This is a genomic window from Nitratireductor sp. (genome assembly GCF_017794765.1).
In the GTDB taxonomy this organism is placed as follows: domain Bacteria; phylum Pseudomonadota; class Alphaproteobacteria; order Rhizobiales; family Rhizobiaceae; genus Nitratireductor.
Window position 1 is genome coordinate 3,428,671 of the sequence record NZ_CP051236.1, and the last position, 17,132, is coordinate 3,445,802.

Genomic DNA, 17,132 nt, shown 5'->3' on the forward strand with positions numbered 1-17,132 from the left:
GCCTGATGCAGCCCGTCAACCTGTTCGACCTTGCCACCCAGCAGGCGAAGTGGCTATCCGTCCGCCAGACGACGGTGGCCAGCAATGTCGCCAACATCAACACGCCTGGATACAAGGCGCTTGAAGTCGAGCCATTCGAAAACGTGCTGAACGGAACACGGGTCGCTCTAAAGAGCACCAACCCGAACCATCTGCAGTTTGGCGCTACCAACGCTTCCTTTGCCGTCGGCAGCACCGAGGATCCCTCCGTCCTGCCTTCGGAGAACACAGTGAAAATCGAAGATGAGCTCGCCAATGCCGGTGAGGTTCGTCGCTCGTTCGAGCTCAACACGGCCATCGTCAAGGCCTTTCACCGCATGTTGATGAACACTTCGAGAGGATAGTCCGTGGACCCGCTTTCCGCTTCTCTGAAAGTCGCAGCATCCGGCCTGCAGGCGCAGTCCGAGCGTATGCAGGTGGTTTCTGAAAACCTGGCCAACGCCAAGTCCACCAGCGACATTCCGGGTGGCGATCCCTATCGCCGCAAGACCATCAGCTTCGTTGCCGAGCTCGACCGCAATATCGGTGGCAGCGTTGTCGAGGTCGGATCGATCGCCCGTGACCCCACCGAATTCACCCTCGAGTTCAACCCCGGTCATGAGGCGGCGGACGAACGCGGCTACGTCAAGATGCCGAACGTCAACGTATTGATCGAGATGGCCGACATGCGTGAGGCCAATCGCGGCTACGAAGCGAACCTGCAGGTCATCAAGCAGGCGCGCGAACTCATTTCCATGACCATTGATCTGATGCGGAGCCAGTCATGATTCCTCCAGTCGGCAGCATTGCCCCTTCCACATTAACGCAAGCCACCGGTCTGCAGCCGGCCCGCCAGGCCCCCACCTCCGAAACCGGAGAAGCTTTTAGCGCGATGCTCGGGCAAGCGGCGGCCAACACGGTAGCGAAATTGAACCATGCCGAGGGCGTGTCCATCAAGGCGCTGCAAGGTGAAGCAGAAACCCGGGAAGTGGTGGACGCGGTCATGAGCGCCGAACAGGCGCTACAGGCTGCGATTGCCGTACGTGACAAGCTTGTCACCGCCTATCTCGACATCAGCCGAATGGCCATCTGAGGAGCCTGATTAATGAAAGCCCTGTCGATTGCCGCCACCGGCATGAGCGCCCAGCAGCTTAATCTTGAAGTGATTGCCAACAACATCGCCAACATCAACACGACCGGCTTCAAACGCGCCCGGGCCGAGTTTTCCGATCTGCTTTATCAGACGGAGCGTATGCAGGGCGTTCCCAGCCGCGCCAATCAGGCGATCGTGCCGGAAGGTGCGAATGTCGGCCTCGGCGTCAAGGCCGCAGCCGTGCGCAACCTGCATATCCAGGGCCCGATGAACAACACCGGCAACAAGCTCGATGTTGCGCTGGTCGGCAAAGGCTGGTTCGAGATCGAAGGCACGGACGGTGAGCCGCTTTATACGCGCGCCGGCTCGTTCAACACCAACGCGACCGGTCAGCTCGTCACCACCCAGGGCTACAATGTGACTCCGGCGATCGTCATTCCCGAAGATGCCGTGGAGGTGGTGATCAACAAGACCGGGCAGGTTTTTGCACGAATTGACGGCCAGGCAGAGCTTCAGGATCTGGGCCAGTTAACCCTTGCCAACTTTGCCAATGAAGCAGGCCTCGACCCGATTGGTGACAACCTCTTCCGCGAGACCCCCGCTTCGGGTGCTGCGATCCAGGGCGTACCCGGAGATCCCGGCTTCGCCGTCATCGAGCAGGGCTATCTCGAAGGTTCAAATGTCGATCCGGTGAAGGAAATCACCGAACTGATATCCGCTCAACGCGCCTACGAGATGAACTCCAAGGTCATCCGCGCGGCCGATGAGATGGCCGCAACCGTCACCCAGTCGATCCGGTAGGTTCGCATGAACACGCACTCCATCGTCTCCGCACTTGTCCTGGCCCTGGCCAGCTTCTTTGTGACCGGTGTTCCGGCAGCAGCGCAGGAGCAGGCGGTGGTTTCCACGCGTGTTATCTATCCCGGCGAAACCATCTCCATCGATGCGCTCGACGAAGTGATCCTGCGACGCCCGCCGCGCGGCAATACGGCAATTGCCCGTATGCTGGAAGACATCGACGGGAAAGTTGCCCGGCGCACCCTCCTTCCGGGCCGCCTCATACCCATCAGTTATGTGCGCGATGCCTATCTGGTGGAAACCGGCACCCCGGTTACCGTAACCTTCAGTGAAGGCCCACTCGTCATTTCGCTCCGCGCCGTACCGCTTCAAGCCGGCGCTGCAGGCGACATGATCCGCTTGCGCAACATTGAAAGCGGACGCACCTTCATGGGGGTGGTGCTCGCGGATGGTAGCGTCCAGGTGGGTGCCATATGATGTGTCGTCTGCTCCTCACCGTCCTCGTGGCAATGGCGCTCAGCCTGCCGGCCGGTGCCGCTTCGCGCATCAAGGATATCGCTATGCTGCAGGCCGCGCGTGACAACCAGCTTGTCGGCTACGGGCTGGTGATCGGGCTCCAGGGAAGCGGCGACAGCCTGCGCAATTCGCCATTCACCGAACAGTCCATGCGTGCAATGCTCGAGAATCTCGGCATCGCGTCGGAAGGCGGTCGCGCTCGCGCGAAGAATGTAGCTGCCGTTATCGTGACGGCAAATCTGCCACCTTTCGTCCAGTCCGGCGCGCGGATCGATGTCAGTGTCTCCTCGCTCGGCGACGCGACTTCCCTCGCAGGTGGTACGCTGGTCATGACCCCGCTTCGCGCCGCCGATGGCGAGATTTACGCCGTTGCTCAGGGGTCTGTCATCGTTTCCGGTTTTACAGCCCAGGGACAGGCCGAAACGTTGACCCAGGGTGTACCCACATCCGGTCGCGTGCCCAACGGCGCCATCATCGAGCGCAAGGTCGAGGCCTCCATGTCCGACAGCGCCAGCCTTGTCCTGCAATTGCGCAATGCGGATTTCTCAACGGCCGTGCGTGTTGCAGACGCGATCAACACATATACCGGCTCCCGTTTTGGCGCACGGCTTGCCAACGAAGAAGATGCCCGCACCATTCGGATCCGCAGGCCCAAGGGTATTTCCTACGCCCGCTTCTACGCTGAGATCGAAAACCTGATGGTGGAGTCCGACGGCCCTGCCCGGGTCGTGGTCGACGAGCGTACAGGAACGGTGGTCATCGGCAATGACGTGCGCATCTCCCGGGTTGCTATCAGCCACGGCGCGCTCACTGTCCGCATCACCGAAACGCCGCGCGTGGTACAGCCGGAGCCGTTCTCCCGCGGAGAGACAGCGATCGAACCTTTCACCGAAATTGAGGCCGATCAGCCGGATGCCAATGTGGCTCTGCTGGATGGCCCCAACCTGCAAACCCTTGTCTCTGGCCTCAACCGGCTTGGCGTAAAGCCCGATGGCATCATCGCCATTCTCCAGGGCATCAAGTCCGCCGGCGCGCTGCAGGCCGAACTCGTGCTGCAATAGGTACACCGCATGTCACGCAGTCTTCGATTGAAAAAAATCTCCACGGCCGTGTTCGCGGGTCTCGTTGTCGCCACGCAGATCGCACCACTCCACGCACTGGCGGCCGAAAACCCCGCGACCATGAAGCCCGACGAAGTGGAGCGTTTCTGCGCAAACATCGCCGATGCAGCACGCGATCGCCGCTACGCCCTCCAGGCCATGGAGCTTGAGAAGCTCAAGGGTGAAGTGGACGAGCGCATCGCCGCGCTCGAGCAAAAGCGTGCCGATTACGAGGGCTGGCTGCAGCGTCGAAACGTCTTTCTCGCGCAGGCCGAGGCCGGCATTGTCGAGATTTACGCCTCCATGCGGCCCGACGCGGCAGCTGAGCGTCTTGCGGAAGTCCGCGTCGAACTCGCCGCCGCCATCCTGATGAAGCTCGAACCGCGCACGGCTGGCATCATCCTCAACGAAATGAACAGCAAGTCCGCAGCGACGCTCACGACCATCATTGCCAGCGCCGCGCGGCCGGAGGACCCGACATGACGTTCCGGCCCCTATTTCTATTGCCACTGGCCTTCGTTGCCGGCTGCTCTCAATCGCTCAAGGAAATCGGCAAGGAGCCGGCGATGACCCAGGTCGGAGCGTCCATCGATCCGGAGGTTATGGCTGCTTACAACTATCCCAAGCGTCCGGCACCGGCGCTCACCCGCTACTCCCTTTGGGACGACAAGCAGAGCAGGCTCTTCACCGATCCGCGCGCGCTCAATGTCGGCGACATTCTGACGGTCGAGATCTCGATCAATGACAAGGCCCGTTTCAAAAACGAATCCGAGCGTTCTCGGGATGTGGACCGCAGTCTGGGTCTTTCTGGCTCCTACTCCATCGGCGGCGCGGGGTCATCAGCTGCGCTCGACGGCAAGATCGGTTCCGGCACATCAACGGCGGGCGGCGGCCAGACCGAGCGCTCGGAAAACATTCGTCTTCTCGTCGCTGCGGTGGTCACACAGGTAATGTCCAACGGGAACCTGCGCATCCGCGGAACGCAGGAGGTAAGGGTCAACGCAGAGCTGCGCATCCTCACCATCGAGGGCATCGTGCGGCCAAGCGACATCGATCCGCAAAACATGGTTTCCTACGAACGCATCGCCGAAGCGCGCATCTCCTACGGGGGTCGCGGTCGGATCAGCGAGGTTCAGCAGCCGCCCTATGGCCAGCAGTTCCTCGACCAGGTGCTACCATTCTAACCCGACGCCGGAGCCTGAAGACGCATGGCGCTGCTTGAACAGCAACCTACCGAGAAAAAGGGACCATCCCTCATCGTCCAGTTGGCGATGCTGCTGGTCATGTCGGCCCTTGCCGCCGGAGCTGCATGGTTCGCGGGCGGCTATCTGCAGAGCAGATCCGGCAGCTCCGAGGAGGTCGCTGCGGCCACCGCCGAAACTGCCTCCGCCGAACCCGCCACCGATGAGGATGGCGCCGCCAAAACGCCGCCCGGCATTTTCATGATGGACCCAATCACCACCAATCTGGCCGAACCGAGCGAAGTTTGGGTGCGTGCTGAACTTTCCCTCGTTTTCGAGGGCGAGCCCGACCCTGCGATGGCAGCCGCGATTCATCAGGACCTTTTTGCGTATCTGCGCACGGTGAAACTGCGCCAGGTGGAAACCGCGAGCGGCCTGCAGCATCTTCGCTCCGATCTTGCAGAACGCGCCAGCATTCGCAGCGAGGGCGCGGTCAAGCAAATCCTCTTCAGGGCTCTGTTGTTCGAATGAGACGTCTCGCTTTCCTGTCCGCCGCGCTGCTCGTTCCAACCGCAGCAGCGGCGCAAACCATCGATCTTGGTGCATTGACGGGTGCCGACGGCTCCACCATCGGCACGATTATCCAGCTTTTCGGCCTTCTGACGATCCTGTCCGTTGCGCCGGGCATCCTGATCATGGTCACAAGCTTCACCCGCTTCGTGATCGCCTTTTCGATCCTGCGTGCCGGCATGGGGCTGCCCACCACGCCAGCCAACCTTATCCTGATCAGCCTGTCCCTGTTCATGACCTTCTATGTCATGGCCCCCACCTTTGACAGGGCCTGGGCGGAAGGCATGCGCCCGCTCATGAACAATGAGATCAGCGAAGAAGACGCGGTCCAGCGTATCGCCGAACCCTTCCGTGGCTTCATGGTCAACAATGTCCGCGAGAAGGATTTCGCACTCTTCGCCGATCTGGCCGCGGAACGCGGCAATATAGACATCGACATAACGGTGGAGACCGCAGATCTGCGCGTTCTGGTTCCGGCTTTCATGATATCCGAGATCCGGCGTGGCTTCGAGATCGGATTCCTGATTGTCCTGCCTTTCCTCGTCATCGACCTGATCGTTGCCACCATCACCATGTCCATGGGCATGATGATGTTGCCACCGACCGTCGTTTCCCTGCCATTCAAGATATTGTTCTTCGTCCTGATCGATGGCTGGAACCTGCTCGTCGGCAGCCTTGTACGCTCCTTCGTTTAGGGGACCTTGCGGTCCTGCAATTCGTTTCTTCAGAAAAAACGCCGACCTGCGAAATTAAGCCGGCCCATTATCCTTTTGGTAGGACTTTCCCGCGATAAATGCCTTCAAGCATGGCGGACAGATCTTACAACGGGATCAAGGGCATGATGCCGCTCCGTCATACCGGTAAGCCCGGTATGTCCCTCGTTTGTTTTGTATTTCAGGGGCGTTTATCCCATGGCAAGTCTTATGACCAACGCGTCGGCAATGACGGCGCTGCAGACCCTCAACACCATCTCCAAGAACATGGCTACCACCCAGTCCCGCATTTCGACGGGCCTGCGCGTGGGCGAAGCTTCCGACAACGCAGCTTACTGGTCCATCGCGACTTCGATGAAGTCCGACAACAAGGCCCTTTCCAGCGTTCAGGATGCTTTGGGTCTCGGCGCCGGCAAGATCGACACGGCCTACACGGGTATCAATGAAGTCATCGACACCGTCGACAAGATCAAGCAGAAGCTTGTCACGGCACGCGGTGCTTCTCAGGAAGACCAGGAGAAGATCCAGGGCGAAATCAACGCGCTCCAGGCTCACATCACGTCGGTCGTCGGCAACTCCAACTACGCCGGCTCAAATATCATCCAGGACAACACCGATGTGAACATCGTTGCGTCCTACAACCGCAGCGGCGCGACCGTCACCATTGACGAGATCACGCTGACGGGTGCCAACGTTCTGGTGCTCGACGCGGCTGGTACGGGTGGTTCCGCAGCCAGCGTTGTTGCAGCGGCTCTGTTCGATGCTTCCGGCGGCCAGGTTGGTGACGCTGCAATCGATAGTGCTCTGGGCACCGTCGAGACGGCTCTCGCCTCCCTCGCCGACCAGGCAGCAGAACTTGGTGCCGCCAAGTCGCGCGTCGATCTGCAGAAAGACTTTGTTGGCAAGCTTTCCGACGCTATCGAACGCGGTGTTGGCCAGCTCGTCGACGCGGACATGAACGAAGAGTCGGCTCGTCTGTCGGCCCTGCAGGTTCAGCAGCAGCTGGGCATCCAGGCGCTTTCGATCGCTAACTCCAATTCGCAGAACATCCTGTCGCTGTTCCGCTAATAGATCGATCCCGGCGCAAAAGCGCCGGCATCAATCCACGATAGACGGGTCGCTCACTCGAGCGGCCCGTCTTTTTTTGATATTTGGAGCAACAGTTAACCTCCATTAATAGCCTGTTAACCATGTGCATCTACCTATCGTTAACCATACCCGGCGCGAACACGCGGTGCCACCGGGAGTGATTGAACAAAGAGGTGATCACGTGGCCAGCATCATGACCAACACTTCTGCGATGGTTGCATTGCAGAGCCTGAAGGCGACCAACAAGGCCATGGACGTGGTCCAGGGCCGCATCTCCACCGGCTACCGCGTTGCCGAAGCGAGCGACAACGCCGCCTATTGGTCCATCGCGACGACAATGCGTTCCGACAACAAGGCCTTATCGGCGGTTCAGGACGCACTGGGGCTGGGCGCCGGCAAGATTGACACATCCTACACGGCCATGAACAACGTTCTGGAAGCAGTGGATGCGATCAAGTCCAAATTGGTGACAGCGCGCGGCGCGAGTGCGGAGAACCAGGGCAAGATCCAGGCCGAGATCGACATCCTGCTTGACCACATCAAGAGCGCCGCCACCGGCGCAAGCTATGCCGGAACCAACATTCTCGCAACCGATGACACCGGAAACGTCGAAGTCGTTTCATCCTATAATCGCTCTTCAGCCGGAACGGTCTCGGTCGACACGATCAAAATCGACATCGCCAGCGTGAAACTGTTTGCCGCGGGCGGGCTTCCAGGCGGTCTGGCCGACGACATCATGCTCATCGACATCGTGACCAATGGGACAGACGCAGACATCGACGGCTACCTGACAGATGTTGAGACAGCCCTGTCGAACATGTCCAATGCCGCAGCCGATCTCGGTGCAGCCAAGACGCGTCTCGATCTGCAGAAAGACTTCGTCTCCAACCTGATGGACTCCATCGAGCGCGGCGTCGGGCAGCTTGTCGACGCTGACATGAACGAGGAATCCACACGGCTTCAGGCTCTACAGGTACAGCAACAGCTTGGCATTCAGGCGCTCGCCATCGCCAATCAGAACGCGCAGAGCATCCTGTCCCTCTTCAAGTAGGCAAAAGCCCGCAGCCACGCCGTTCTTACAATGGGGTCGCATCGCGGCCCCATTTCATTTTCGCACAAGTTTCGGCGTCTAGTCTCCCGGACAGAACTCGTATGGGAGCATTGGGCGTTGCCTGAGCAAATTCAGACCGTCGTTGAAAACCTGAAAAGCCTCGGCCCTCGCCGGCTTGCCCTTCTTGGGGGCATGCTGGCACTTTTCATGGCCGTCATCGTCGCCGGCGCGGCCTATCTCAACAGGCCCGCGTATGAAACTCTTTATGTCGGGCTCGATCGGTCCGACGTGAACCAGATCGGGCTGGTTCTGGGCGAGGCAGGCATCGGTTTTGATGTGGTCTCGGATGGGACGGCAGTTCTGGTCCCTGCCGGGAAAACCGCGCAGGCACGCATGTTGCTGGCCGAGAAGGGACTGCCCAGCAGCACCAATGCCGGCTACGAGCTCTTCGACAATGTCGGCTCCCTGGGTCTCACCACCTTCATGCAGCAAGTGACGCGCGTTCGAGCTCTTGAAGGCGAGATTGCCCGCACCATTCAGTCTCTTGCCGGCATCAAGGCAGCGCGGGTTCACATCGTCATGCAGGAACGCGGCACGTTCCGCACTGAAGAACGCCAGCCCTCGGCCTCCGTCGTCATCCGCGCTTCCAGCCTTGATGCAACCAACGCAGCCGCCTCGATCCGCTATCTGGTCGCAGCCGCAGTGCCCGGTCTGGACGCGGAGAAAGTGACCGTTCTCGATTCGACCGGCACGCTGCTGGCCGCCGGCGACGATCCGTCCAACAGCACCGCGCAACGTTCCATAGGCGTTGAACGCACGGTCGAAAACCAGATCGAGCAGAATATTCGCCGCGCGCTGGCGCCCTATCTGGGCCCAGACAACTTCCGCGCCAGCGTCAAAGCAGACGTAAACACCGACGCCCGTCAGATCGAGGAGGTCATTTATGACCCGAACTCACGCGTCGAACGGTCGGTTCAGGTCGTCCGCTCCAGCGACAGCGCCAATCGCGAAACAGCCATTCAGCCAACCTCGGTGGCTCAGAATCTTCCCGAGGACGACACTGCCGCCACGGCGGGTCCGAAATCCTCCGAGGAAAGCGAACGTCGTGAGGAAACTACCAATTATGAGCTGAACACCAAGCGCATCGCCACCACCAGCAACGGATACAGCGTCGACAAGATGTCGATTGCCGTGGTGGTCAATCAGGCAAGAATCCTGGAGATCCTCGGCCCCAGCGCCACGCCCGATCAGATCAATGCCCGGATTGCAGAAATTCAGAATGTCGTTGCCTCTGCTACCGGCTTCAACGAAGCTCGCGGCGACGTGATCAATGTCTCGTCGGTCGAGTTCATCGACGGCCTCGACGGTACACCGATGCCTGAGCCGGGCATTCTCGATACCGTCGGACAGCATACAGGTACTCTGATCAACGCAGCCGCCTTCATCCTCGTCGCGTTTCTCGTCACCTGGTTCGGTCTTAAGCCGATCGGCACCAACCTCATGCGCCCGGCCATAGCGCAGGGTCCGGTTTCCGACGACATGCAGCGGGCTCTTCCCAATCACGAAGAAGAGCAGGCGCGCCTGACGGATGGCGGGTACTCAGATCCCGAGTTCGAGGAAGACGACACCTACGGCACGCACCGGCTCAAGATCCGTCCCGCTCCACAGGAACGCCTGGCCCGCATGGTCGACCTCAATGAGGAGCGCACCGCCCACATTCTTCGCAAATGGGCGCGCGCTGAGGCGGAGGCCGGTTGATGTCTTCCGGTCTTTCGCTCTTCGACGTTCTGCCAGACTTTGGCACCCCGGCCCCGCCAGTCTCATCGCGCAGGGCGGAGAGCAGCCACTTCGATTCCCTCATCGAGCGTCCGGAGCCCCCTGCCAGGGAGGCGGTCCCTCCATTGCAGACCCAGGTTGACGAGATGATCGCGGCAGCGGAAGCCGCACTGGCGGAGAAGCTCGCGCATGAACATGCCGTAGCCCTCCAACAGGAACGTCAACGGCACGCTGAAGAGCTGGATGCACTGCGCAATCAAATGGGCGAAGCAGTGGGGCAGGCGATCGAAACGCGTTTTGCCGCGCTGGAGAATGACCTGGTCGCACTGACCTCACAAGCCACATCACGGATTCTCAGCAGTGTTCTGACGGAAGATCTTCAGAAGCGGTCGATCGCGGAACTGGAGCGCGTGATACGCAGCGCTGTTGATGATCGGGAAAGCCTGCGCATTCGCGCCAGTGGTTCTCCGGCCTTATGGGAAAGTCTGAAGGCGGGGCTCGGCGAGAAGGCGCGTCATGTCGATTTTGCGGAAGCCCCCGGATTCGACATCAGTATCTCAGTCGATGAAGAACTTTTTGAAACCCGGCTTACGGAGTGGTCGGAAACACTTGCAGGATTGATCTCATGAGCGTCGCCGAGAACGAGGATCGCGCCTCGGAGATCATTATCGTTCGTCGCGGCGGCGGCGACGAAGACGAGGGCCATCACGGCGGTGCATGGAAGATCGCTTTCGCGGATTTCATGACCGCCATGATGTGCTTCTTCCTGGTCATGTGGCTTATCAACGCGACCGACGAAGATACGAAAACCGCGCTTGCAAGTTACTTCAACTCCGTGCAGCTCATTGACCGCAACACGAGCAGCAAGGGTCTTGAGGACGTCGACGGCGATCCGGTCGATAGCGCGCCGAACGATGTGGAGGATGACGCACCGGGCGCTCCATCGGAAAATCAGGAGCAGACATCCGGGCCAATGAGTTTCGAGAATTCAGTTGGCCAGTCGGACATCCAGAAATTGTCTGACGAGAACCTGTTTTCTGATCCGTATGCCGTGCTTGCCGAAATCGCGTCCAACACCGACACGATGCAGAACATTTCCCAGAAAGGGGATGGAGGCGCGCAGATTGCGGGTCCTTCCTCAGGTGCGTCCGGAGGAGAATCCTACCGCGATCCATTTGCACCCGATTTCTGGTCGCAGCAGGTCGCGCGCCCGCAGATCGGTGTCCATGGCGATCCCGACAATGCACGTGAAAACCCTGCCGGAACCGATGTCGATCTCCCGAGCAACGGCGCGAATCTGCCACCAGCCGTGGCCCGGGAAGCTGCCGAGGCCGAGGCTGGAACCGAAATCGCTCTGGAACCGGTTCGCGAGGTTCAGCCCCTGAAACCCCTGGAGCGGGAAGAAACGGTCGCACAGGAAACCGCTCCTCCCGAAAAACCACAGATGAGCGATGCCTCGGAAGTGTCCGCCGAGCCTCCCGCAGAGGATGCGCTGGACAGAGGCGAGCAGCTTGCCGAGAAAATTCGCTCTCAGCTTGCTGCACAGTTCGCCGGAACGCCGCTTGAGAGCTCCATATCCGTTGTCGCAACGGATGAGGGTGTGCTTGTTTCTATTACCGACGATCTTGAAAACGGCATGTTCCCGGTAGGATCGGCAGTACCGCAACGCGAACTCGTTCTCGCGATGGACAAGATCGGCCAGACCTTGAGCGAACAGTCGGGCAAGGTGAGCGTGCGAGGCCACACGGATGGACGTCCCTTCCGCAGCGAGACTTATGACAACTGGCGTCTATCCAGCGCACGCGCTCAGGCCGCCTACTACATGCTGGTGCGCGGTGGGCTGGATGAGATGCGCATCGAGCAGGTAGCAGGTTTTGCCGATCGCAAGCTCAAGGTGCCGGAAGACCCGTATGCCAGCGCCAACCGCCGCATCGAAATCCTCCTGGAAGTGCCACGATGAGGGCAGTTGCGAGATTCGCCGCTATTCTGATAACCGGTCTCGTCGTCGAAACCGGTGCGCAGGCGGCGTCCATGCAGCCCTATCAGATGGTTCGCTCGCTTCAGCGTGTTCAAGACCGCATCGCGGACGGCGACCATGCAGCCCTGCCCATGCAGCAAAAGCTGCTCGGCATCATCGACAGCCGCATACGCAAAGCCGACCCGGCGGATTTCTCGGATCCGCGGAACCTGCAGGCATTGCTGATATACGGCTTAAGCGGCGGCAATCCCAAGACGCTCGAACTGCTCTTCTCCAGACTCTCTTTGGGTGCCGAGGAGGCCCGGCTCGGAGAAGCAATAGTGCGCTATGCGCTTGGAGACTTCACTGCGGCCCGGTCTGTGCTTCAGGAGATCGATCCAAAGTCCCTTCCACCGGAAGTGGGGCCACCTGTCGCTCTCGTCAGCGCAACAGTGACGGCGCGGGACAATCCGCTTTTTGCGGTTCGAATGCTTGATGAGGCACGGCTTCTCAGTCCTGGGACCCTCATAGAGGAAGCAGCCCTGCGGCGAAGCATCCCGCTGGCTGCCGCCCTCAAGGATACCGAGCGGCTTGCGCGGGCATCGGAACAGTATGTCCGGCGCTTTCTGCGCTCGCCCTACGCCACACAGTTCGTCGACACATTCGTGGCCGCTGTGGTGGAGTTGCACGAGACTGTCGACCCTTCCATGGTCGACGAAGTCACTGCACAAATGTCCGATGAACAAGCGAGGATCGTGTATCTGCGGCTTGCCCGCAAGAGCGCCATTGAGGGTTATGAGCGGCTCCTCGCCTTCGCTTCGCAAAAGGCCATGGCCTATGGCCATGACGCAGACGGAGGCAGCGATCCACGCGCCGTTCTCTACGCGAACATGGCTTCCGTCAGTTCGGACAATGTGGACGACGTCCTGACCGCCCTGAACAGCATCGATCGTCACCGGCTATCGAAAGCCGATCAGGAACTGCTCGATGCGGCCGTCGCCATAGCCAAGGCGGTTCTTGACGAACCACGGCACACCTCGGCCCTCGTAGCGGAGCCCCAACCGAAACTTGTGGACGCACGCCTGCCTGACGAAGAAATTTCCGATGAAGACGACAGCAGCGCCGAGATCGCGGAAAGCGCTGCATCTCTCATGACGCCGGAGGCTGCTGACCCCGTTTTCCCCGGCGATCCGGAGAATGATGAGGCAGATAGCTATCTGAAGGAAATGCGCAGCAAGCTCGACGACATCGATGCGCTGCTCGGAAAGGAAACCGTACAATGAATCCCGCCATTAGCCGGAGTTTGCCGACCACCCTGCAGACGCTGGACGCGGGGTCCCAGAAGCGGGCGGGCGGAGAGCCATTTTCGTCGGCCTTCGAGGAAGCTCTGACGGAAACCCGCAACGCCAGGGGCGACAGGGAGAAGAAAACCAGCGAGGAAACCACAGGCTGGAAGCCGATACGCTGGACGCTCGCCGAAGGTCTGGGTGCGCGAAAAGAGCCCACCAGCGATGAAGAACCGCCGACCGAAGGCAGCGAACTGCAGCACCTTCCCGAGACACTTTCTCCTCAAACGAATGCACCCGTCCCCAGTAGATTGAACGGCGAAACAGGTGACGCCAAGGGTGACGAAAGAGCGGCTGAAACGGGGGGCGAAATTCCGGGCGACGAGAATGGCCACGCAGTGCAATCCGGTGAGGTACCAACGGCCACGCCCCCGGTCTCCGAAGGCGCACTCGCTGCGCCACAGATGGTTTCAGGACAACCTCTTGTTCAGACGAGCGAGCGGGCCCAGGAACGCGTAGTGCCAGCCAAACCGTCGGACAAGGCCGGGCAACCTCTTCCTGAACTGCCAGGTGCACCTGAGAAAGCCGCTTTGCCTGTCGGTGAAAAGCCTTCCACGCCAGCAGCCATCGAGCAGGCGGCCAAACAACCTGGCAAGCCCGATGCGGCGCTGCGAGGCCCTGGCGGTAACGAGGGGCCTACGCGTGAGAATGCCCAGCAGCAACAACAGGAAATCCGCGTTGTCTCGATCCAGCGTGCGCCCGCCCCGGCCCCCACGGTCGGTGGCGACCAGACCCCTCTGGCCTCGCGCGCCGGAATGAGTGAGGCAGCACAGTTGCAGGCCAGCCAGCAGGGCGAAGCAGGAAAGATGGTGCAGACCCTGAAGATCCAGCTTCAGCCGGCCGAGCTCGGGACGGTGACAGCCAAGCTGCGTCTCGTGGGCGAGCAATTGATGGTTGATCTGCAGGTTGAAAGCACCGAGGCGCGTCATCGCCTCAGCACCGACAGCGAGTCCATCGTGAAAGCGCTGCGCTCACTCGGCTACGACATTGACCGGGTCACCGTTCAACAATCCACTCCCGGAGGTCAAAGCAACACCGCGACCGGCGGCAACACACGCGATGGAGCATTCCAGTCCATGAGCGACAGTCGTGGCGAAGGCGATCCTTCACGGGGAACCGGCGGCGATCGCTCCACCCGTGAAGAAGCCGGCAATGGTGGCAGGCAGTCACAGGATACCGCCGATGCGTCACATAGCGGCCTGTATATTTAGTCTTTCAGTGATGGCCGGCAGTGCCCAGGCCGCGGCAAACGCCTGCGAAGGTGAAATCCTTCGTGCAGCGGAAACTTACCACGTGCCAGCCGGCATTCTCTATGCCGTGGGACTGACGGAAACCGGCGTGAAAGGAAGCTTGCAGCCCTACGCGCTCAACATCGAAGGGAAAGCTGTCTTCGCTCGCAGCGCTGCAGATGCAATCCGCACCTTCGAACAGGCACGCAGCGAAGGCAAGAAACTGATCGATCTCGGCTGCATGCAAATCAATCACCACTACCATGGAGAGCATTTTCGAAATTTGCGCTCCATGCTGGACCCGCGCCAGAACGTCGATTATGCCGCCCGATTTCTGATTCAACTCAAGCAGCGACATGGCTCCTGGTCGATGGCGGTGGCACGTTACCACGCCGGCCCCAATAACGACCCGGCCCAAAAACGGTATGTTTGCCGCGTGATCACCAACATGGTCGCGACAGGCTTTGGTGCCTGGACACCGGAAGCACGCCGCTTCTGCAATCACTGATTGAATTCCCGCTTTCAGCGGAGCTCAGGAAACCCGCCCAACAGACTCCCCAATATTGACTCCTGAGATTTCATAGTTGTGCGTGATTCGCCCGACCAGTTACCACTTGATACATAAGTTGATTCGGAGGGCGGGCCGTTGATTGTCGTGATAGACGAGCGTGAGCTGGTGACTGAGGGTTATCACTCACTTTTCAATCGTGAGGGGGTTGCGAGCGCAGGGTTCGCACCGGACGAGTTTGGCGAATGGGTCGAAACTGTCGCTGACGACGAACTCAAGGCGGTGAGCGCATTCCTGCTCGGCCAGTGCGACGGGGGCAACATCCGGGCTCAGCGCATCCGCGAACGCTCCGCAGCGCCATTGATTGCACTCAGCGAGCGCAACTCGCTCGACGACACGCTGCGCATGTTCGAATGGGGTGTCGACGATGTGGTGCGAAAACCGGTTCACATCCGCGAAATCCTTGCCCGCATCACGGCGATTCGCCGCCGTGCCCAGCAGGACACGGCAACATTCACGGAAATCGGCGCCATGCGCATCTACTTCGACGGGCGCGATCCGGAAATTGAGGGACAACCACTTCCCCTGCCGCGCCGTGAACGCCGCATCCTGGAGTATCTGGCCAGCAACCCGACGCGCCGGGTGACCAAGACCCAGATCTTCAATGCCATCTACGGCATTTTCGATGAGGACGTCGAAGAGAACGTGGTGGAAAGCCACATCAGCAAACTGCGCAAGAAGCTGCGCGAGAAGCTTGGGTTCGACCCGATCGACTCCAAGCGGTACCTTGGCTACCGGCTGGCGGACGCCTGATCCGCCGGCTTTTTTTCTTCACAAAGCGTCATCACCAGTTTCACGCAAGTCACGTCTCCTACCTTGGCCGTGATCGGCGCAGACTACGAGGAGACTTCCGATGGGCCTTTACGGCATGATGCGTACCGGCGTTTCCGGCATGGCGGCACAATCCAACCGGTTGTCCACCGTTGCCGACAACATCGCCAATTCCAGCACCAATGGTTACAAGCGCGCGAAGGCCGAATTTTCCTCGCTTGTCCTGCCGTCCTCGGGCGGTTCATACAATTCAGGCGGCGTCACCACATCGATCCGCTATGAGATTTCCAAGTCCGGCCCGTTGCAATACACCACGTCGGGCACGGACCTTGCCATCGAAGGCAATGGCTTTTTCGTGGTCCAGGGCACCAACGGCCAGCCCTTCCTCACCCGTGCCGGCTCATTCGTGCCGAACGCTGACGGCGAACTCGTCAACGCTGCCGGCTACAAGCTCATGGGCTACAGCTACGCCAATGGTGTACCCGCAGTCACCGCAAATGGATATGCAGGCCTTGAAACCGTGACGATCGCGCAATCGGAACTGGTGGCAACGCCATCGCGCAACGGCACACTCACAGCCAACCTGCCATCGAGCTCGGACGTTGTTGCGGCAGCGGACCTGCCTTCCGCCAACGCAGCCACAGCCCAGTACACGCACAAGACCTCGCTCGTGGCCTACGACAATCTTGGCGGTAAGCAGCTGCTTGACGTCTACATGACGAAGACCGGCGCGGACACCTGGGAAGTCGCTGTCTACGACCGCGCGGATGCCGCGCCCAATACGTCTTTCCCATACGCCAACCCGCCCCTGGCCACGACGACGCTCACCTTCGACCCGACCAATGGCAAGCTGGACGGCGCCAGCCCGACCGACATTGCGCTGACCGTTCCCGGCGGCGACACCCTGACTATCGATCTTTCCGACATGACGCAGCTCGATACCGGCTTCTCGGTCACCGGCGAAGTGGACGGAAGCGCACCCTATGCGATCGACAGTGTCGAAATCTCCGAGGACGGCACGATCTTCGCGCAATATGCAGATGGCTCCCGACGGGCTCTCTACCGCATTCCACTTGCCAATGTTCAAAGCCCCGATCAGTTGAAGGTCATCACGGGCAACGTCTTTTCCGAAAGCGCGGATTCGGGCGGCGTACAGCTTGGCTTCTCGGGAACCGGCGGGCTCGGCAAGGTAACACCCGGAGCTGTGGAGCGTTCCAACGTCGACATCGCCACCGAGCTGACAGACATGATCGAGGCTCAGCGCAACTATACGGCCAATTCCAAGTCGTTTCAGACCGGTTCCGAACTGATGGAACTGCTGGTCAATCTGAAGCGATAAGCGTGGGTTTCCGGAAC

At 60.2% G+C, this 17,132-nt stretch carries 20 protein-coding genes; all 20 read left to right on the forward strand.

Annotated elements, in window-relative coordinates:
* The first annotated feature begins 5 nt into the window (after window positions 1-5).
* Complete coding sequence (flgB, locus tag HF949_RS16295; protein WP_292897009.1) at window positions 6-383, forward strand: flagellar basal body rod protein FlgB; 378 nt, start codon at window positions 6-8, stop codon at window positions 381-383.
* 3 nt (window positions 384-386) lie between these two features.
* Complete coding sequence (flgC, locus tag HF949_RS16300; protein ID WP_292897010.1) at window positions 387-806, forward strand: flagellar basal body rod protein FlgC; 420 nt, start codon at window positions 387-389, stop codon at window positions 804-806.
* Window positions 803-1,111 carry a flagellar hook-basal body complex protein FliE gene (locus tag HF949_RS16305; protein ID WP_229448496.1) on the forward strand — a complete coding sequence of 103 codons (309 nt, stop codon included), beginning with the start codon at window positions 803-805 and terminating at the stop codon, window positions 1,109-1,111. Before flgC ends, HF949_RS16305 begins: the two co-directional genes overlap by 4 nt.
* A gap of 12 nt (window positions 1,112-1,123) precedes the next feature.
* On the forward strand, window positions 1,124-1,912 hold the full coding sequence (gene flgG, locus HF949_RS16310; RefSeq protein ID WP_292897011.1) for a flagellar basal-body rod protein FlgG: 789 nt from the start codon (window positions 1,124-1,126) through the stop codon (window positions 1,910-1,912).
* A gap of 6 nt (window positions 1,913-1,918) precedes the next feature.
* Window positions 1,919-2,386, forward strand: coding sequence for a flagellar basal body P-ring formation chaperone FlgA (flgA, locus tag HF949_RS16315; protein WP_292897012.1), 468 nt, complete (start codon window positions 1,919-1,921; stop codon window positions 2,384-2,386).
* Window positions 2,383-3,486 carry a flagellar basal body P-ring protein FlgI gene (locus HF949_RS16320; RefSeq protein ID WP_404934570.1) on the forward strand — a complete coding sequence of 368 codons (1,104 nt, stop codon included), beginning with the start codon at window positions 2,383-2,385 and terminating at the stop codon, window positions 3,484-3,486. Before flgA ends, HF949_RS16320 begins: the two co-directional genes overlap by 4 nt.
* Window positions 3,487-3,495: 9 nt before the next feature.
* On the forward strand, window positions 3,496-4,008 hold the full coding sequence (locus HF949_RS16325) for a MotE family protein (protein WP_292897013.1): 513 nt from the start codon (window positions 3,496-3,498) through the stop codon (window positions 4,006-4,008).
* Complete coding sequence (flgH, locus tag HF949_RS16330; protein ID WP_292897014.1) at window positions 4,005-4,709, forward strand: flagellar basal body L-ring protein FlgH; 705 nt, start codon at window positions 4,005-4,007, stop codon at window positions 4,707-4,709. Before HF949_RS16325 ends, flgH begins: the two co-directional genes overlap by 4 nt.
* A 24-nt stretch (window positions 4,710-4,733) precedes the next feature.
* Complete coding sequence (locus tag HF949_RS16335; RefSeq protein ID WP_292897015.1) at window positions 4,734-5,237, forward strand: flagellar basal body-associated FliL family protein; 504 nt, start codon at window positions 4,734-4,736, stop codon at window positions 5,235-5,237.
* Complete coding sequence (gene fliP, locus HF949_RS16340) at window positions 5,234-5,971, forward strand: flagellar type III secretion system pore protein FliP (RefSeq protein WP_292897016.1); 738 nt, start codon at window positions 5,234-5,236, stop codon at window positions 5,969-5,971. Before HF949_RS16335 ends, fliP begins: the two co-directional genes overlap by 4 nt.
* Before the next feature lie 216 nt (window positions 5,972-6,187).
* Window positions 6,188-7,057: a flagellin N-terminal helical domain-containing protein gene (locus HF949_RS16345; protein ID WP_292897017.1), complete on the forward strand. Its 870-nt coding sequence runs from the start codon at window positions 6,188-6,190 to the stop codon at window positions 7,055-7,057.
* A 202-nt stretch (window positions 7,058-7,259) separates the two neighbouring features.
* Entirely contained in the window at window positions 7,260-8,129 is an 870-nt protein-coding gene (locus HF949_RS16350) for a flagellin N-terminal helical domain-containing protein (RefSeq protein ID WP_292897018.1), read from the forward strand.
* Window positions 8,130-8,246: 117 nt separating this feature from the next.
* Window positions 8,247-9,887, forward strand: coding sequence for a flagellar basal-body MS-ring/collar protein FliF (gene fliF / locus HF949_RS16355; protein ID WP_292897019.1), 1,641 nt, complete (start codon window positions 8,247-8,249; stop codon window positions 9,885-9,887).
* On the forward strand, window positions 9,887-10,534 hold the full coding sequence (locus tag HF949_RS16360; protein WP_292897020.1) for a hypothetical protein: 648 nt from the start codon (window positions 9,887-9,889) through the stop codon (window positions 10,532-10,534). Before fliF ends, HF949_RS16360 begins: the two co-directional genes overlap by 1 nt.
* A complete protein-coding gene (locus HF949_RS16365; protein ID WP_292897021.1) occupies window positions 10,531-11,865 on the forward strand; it encodes a MotB family protein in 1,335 nt (444 codons plus the stop codon). Before HF949_RS16360 ends, HF949_RS16365 begins: the two co-directional genes overlap by 4 nt.
* Window positions 11,862-13,145, forward strand: coding sequence for a chemotaxis protein (locus HF949_RS16370; RefSeq protein ID WP_292897022.1), 1,284 nt, complete (start codon window positions 11,862-11,864; stop codon window positions 13,143-13,145). Before HF949_RS16365 ends, HF949_RS16370 begins: the two co-directional genes overlap by 4 nt.
* Window positions 13,142-14,419 carry a flagellar hook-length control protein FliK gene (locus tag HF949_RS16375; RefSeq protein ID WP_292897023.1) on the forward strand — a complete coding sequence of 426 codons (1,278 nt, stop codon included), beginning with the start codon at window positions 13,142-13,144 and terminating at the stop codon, window positions 14,417-14,419. The genes HF949_RS16370 and HF949_RS16375 overlap by 4 nt, the downstream gene beginning before the upstream one ends.
* Window positions 14,391-14,945, forward strand: coding sequence for a transglycosylase SLT domain-containing protein (locus HF949_RS16380; RefSeq protein WP_292900263.1), 555 nt, complete (start codon window positions 14,391-14,393; stop codon window positions 14,943-14,945). The genes HF949_RS16375 and HF949_RS16380 overlap by 29 nt, the downstream gene beginning before the upstream one ends.
* Before the next feature lie 138 nt (window positions 14,946-15,083).
* Window positions 15,084-15,758 (forward strand): response regulator transcription factor, encoded by a 675-nt coding sequence (locus HF949_RS16385; protein ID WP_292897024.1) that lies wholly within the window; start codon window positions 15,084-15,086, stop codon window positions 15,756-15,758.
* Window positions 15,759-15,858: 100 nt separating this feature from the next.
* Complete coding sequence (locus tag HF949_RS16390; protein ID WP_292897025.1) at window positions 15,859-17,115, forward strand: flagellar hook protein FlgE; 1,257 nt, start codon at window positions 15,859-15,861, stop codon at window positions 17,113-17,115.
* Window positions 17,116-17,132 lie beyond the last annotated feature (17 nt).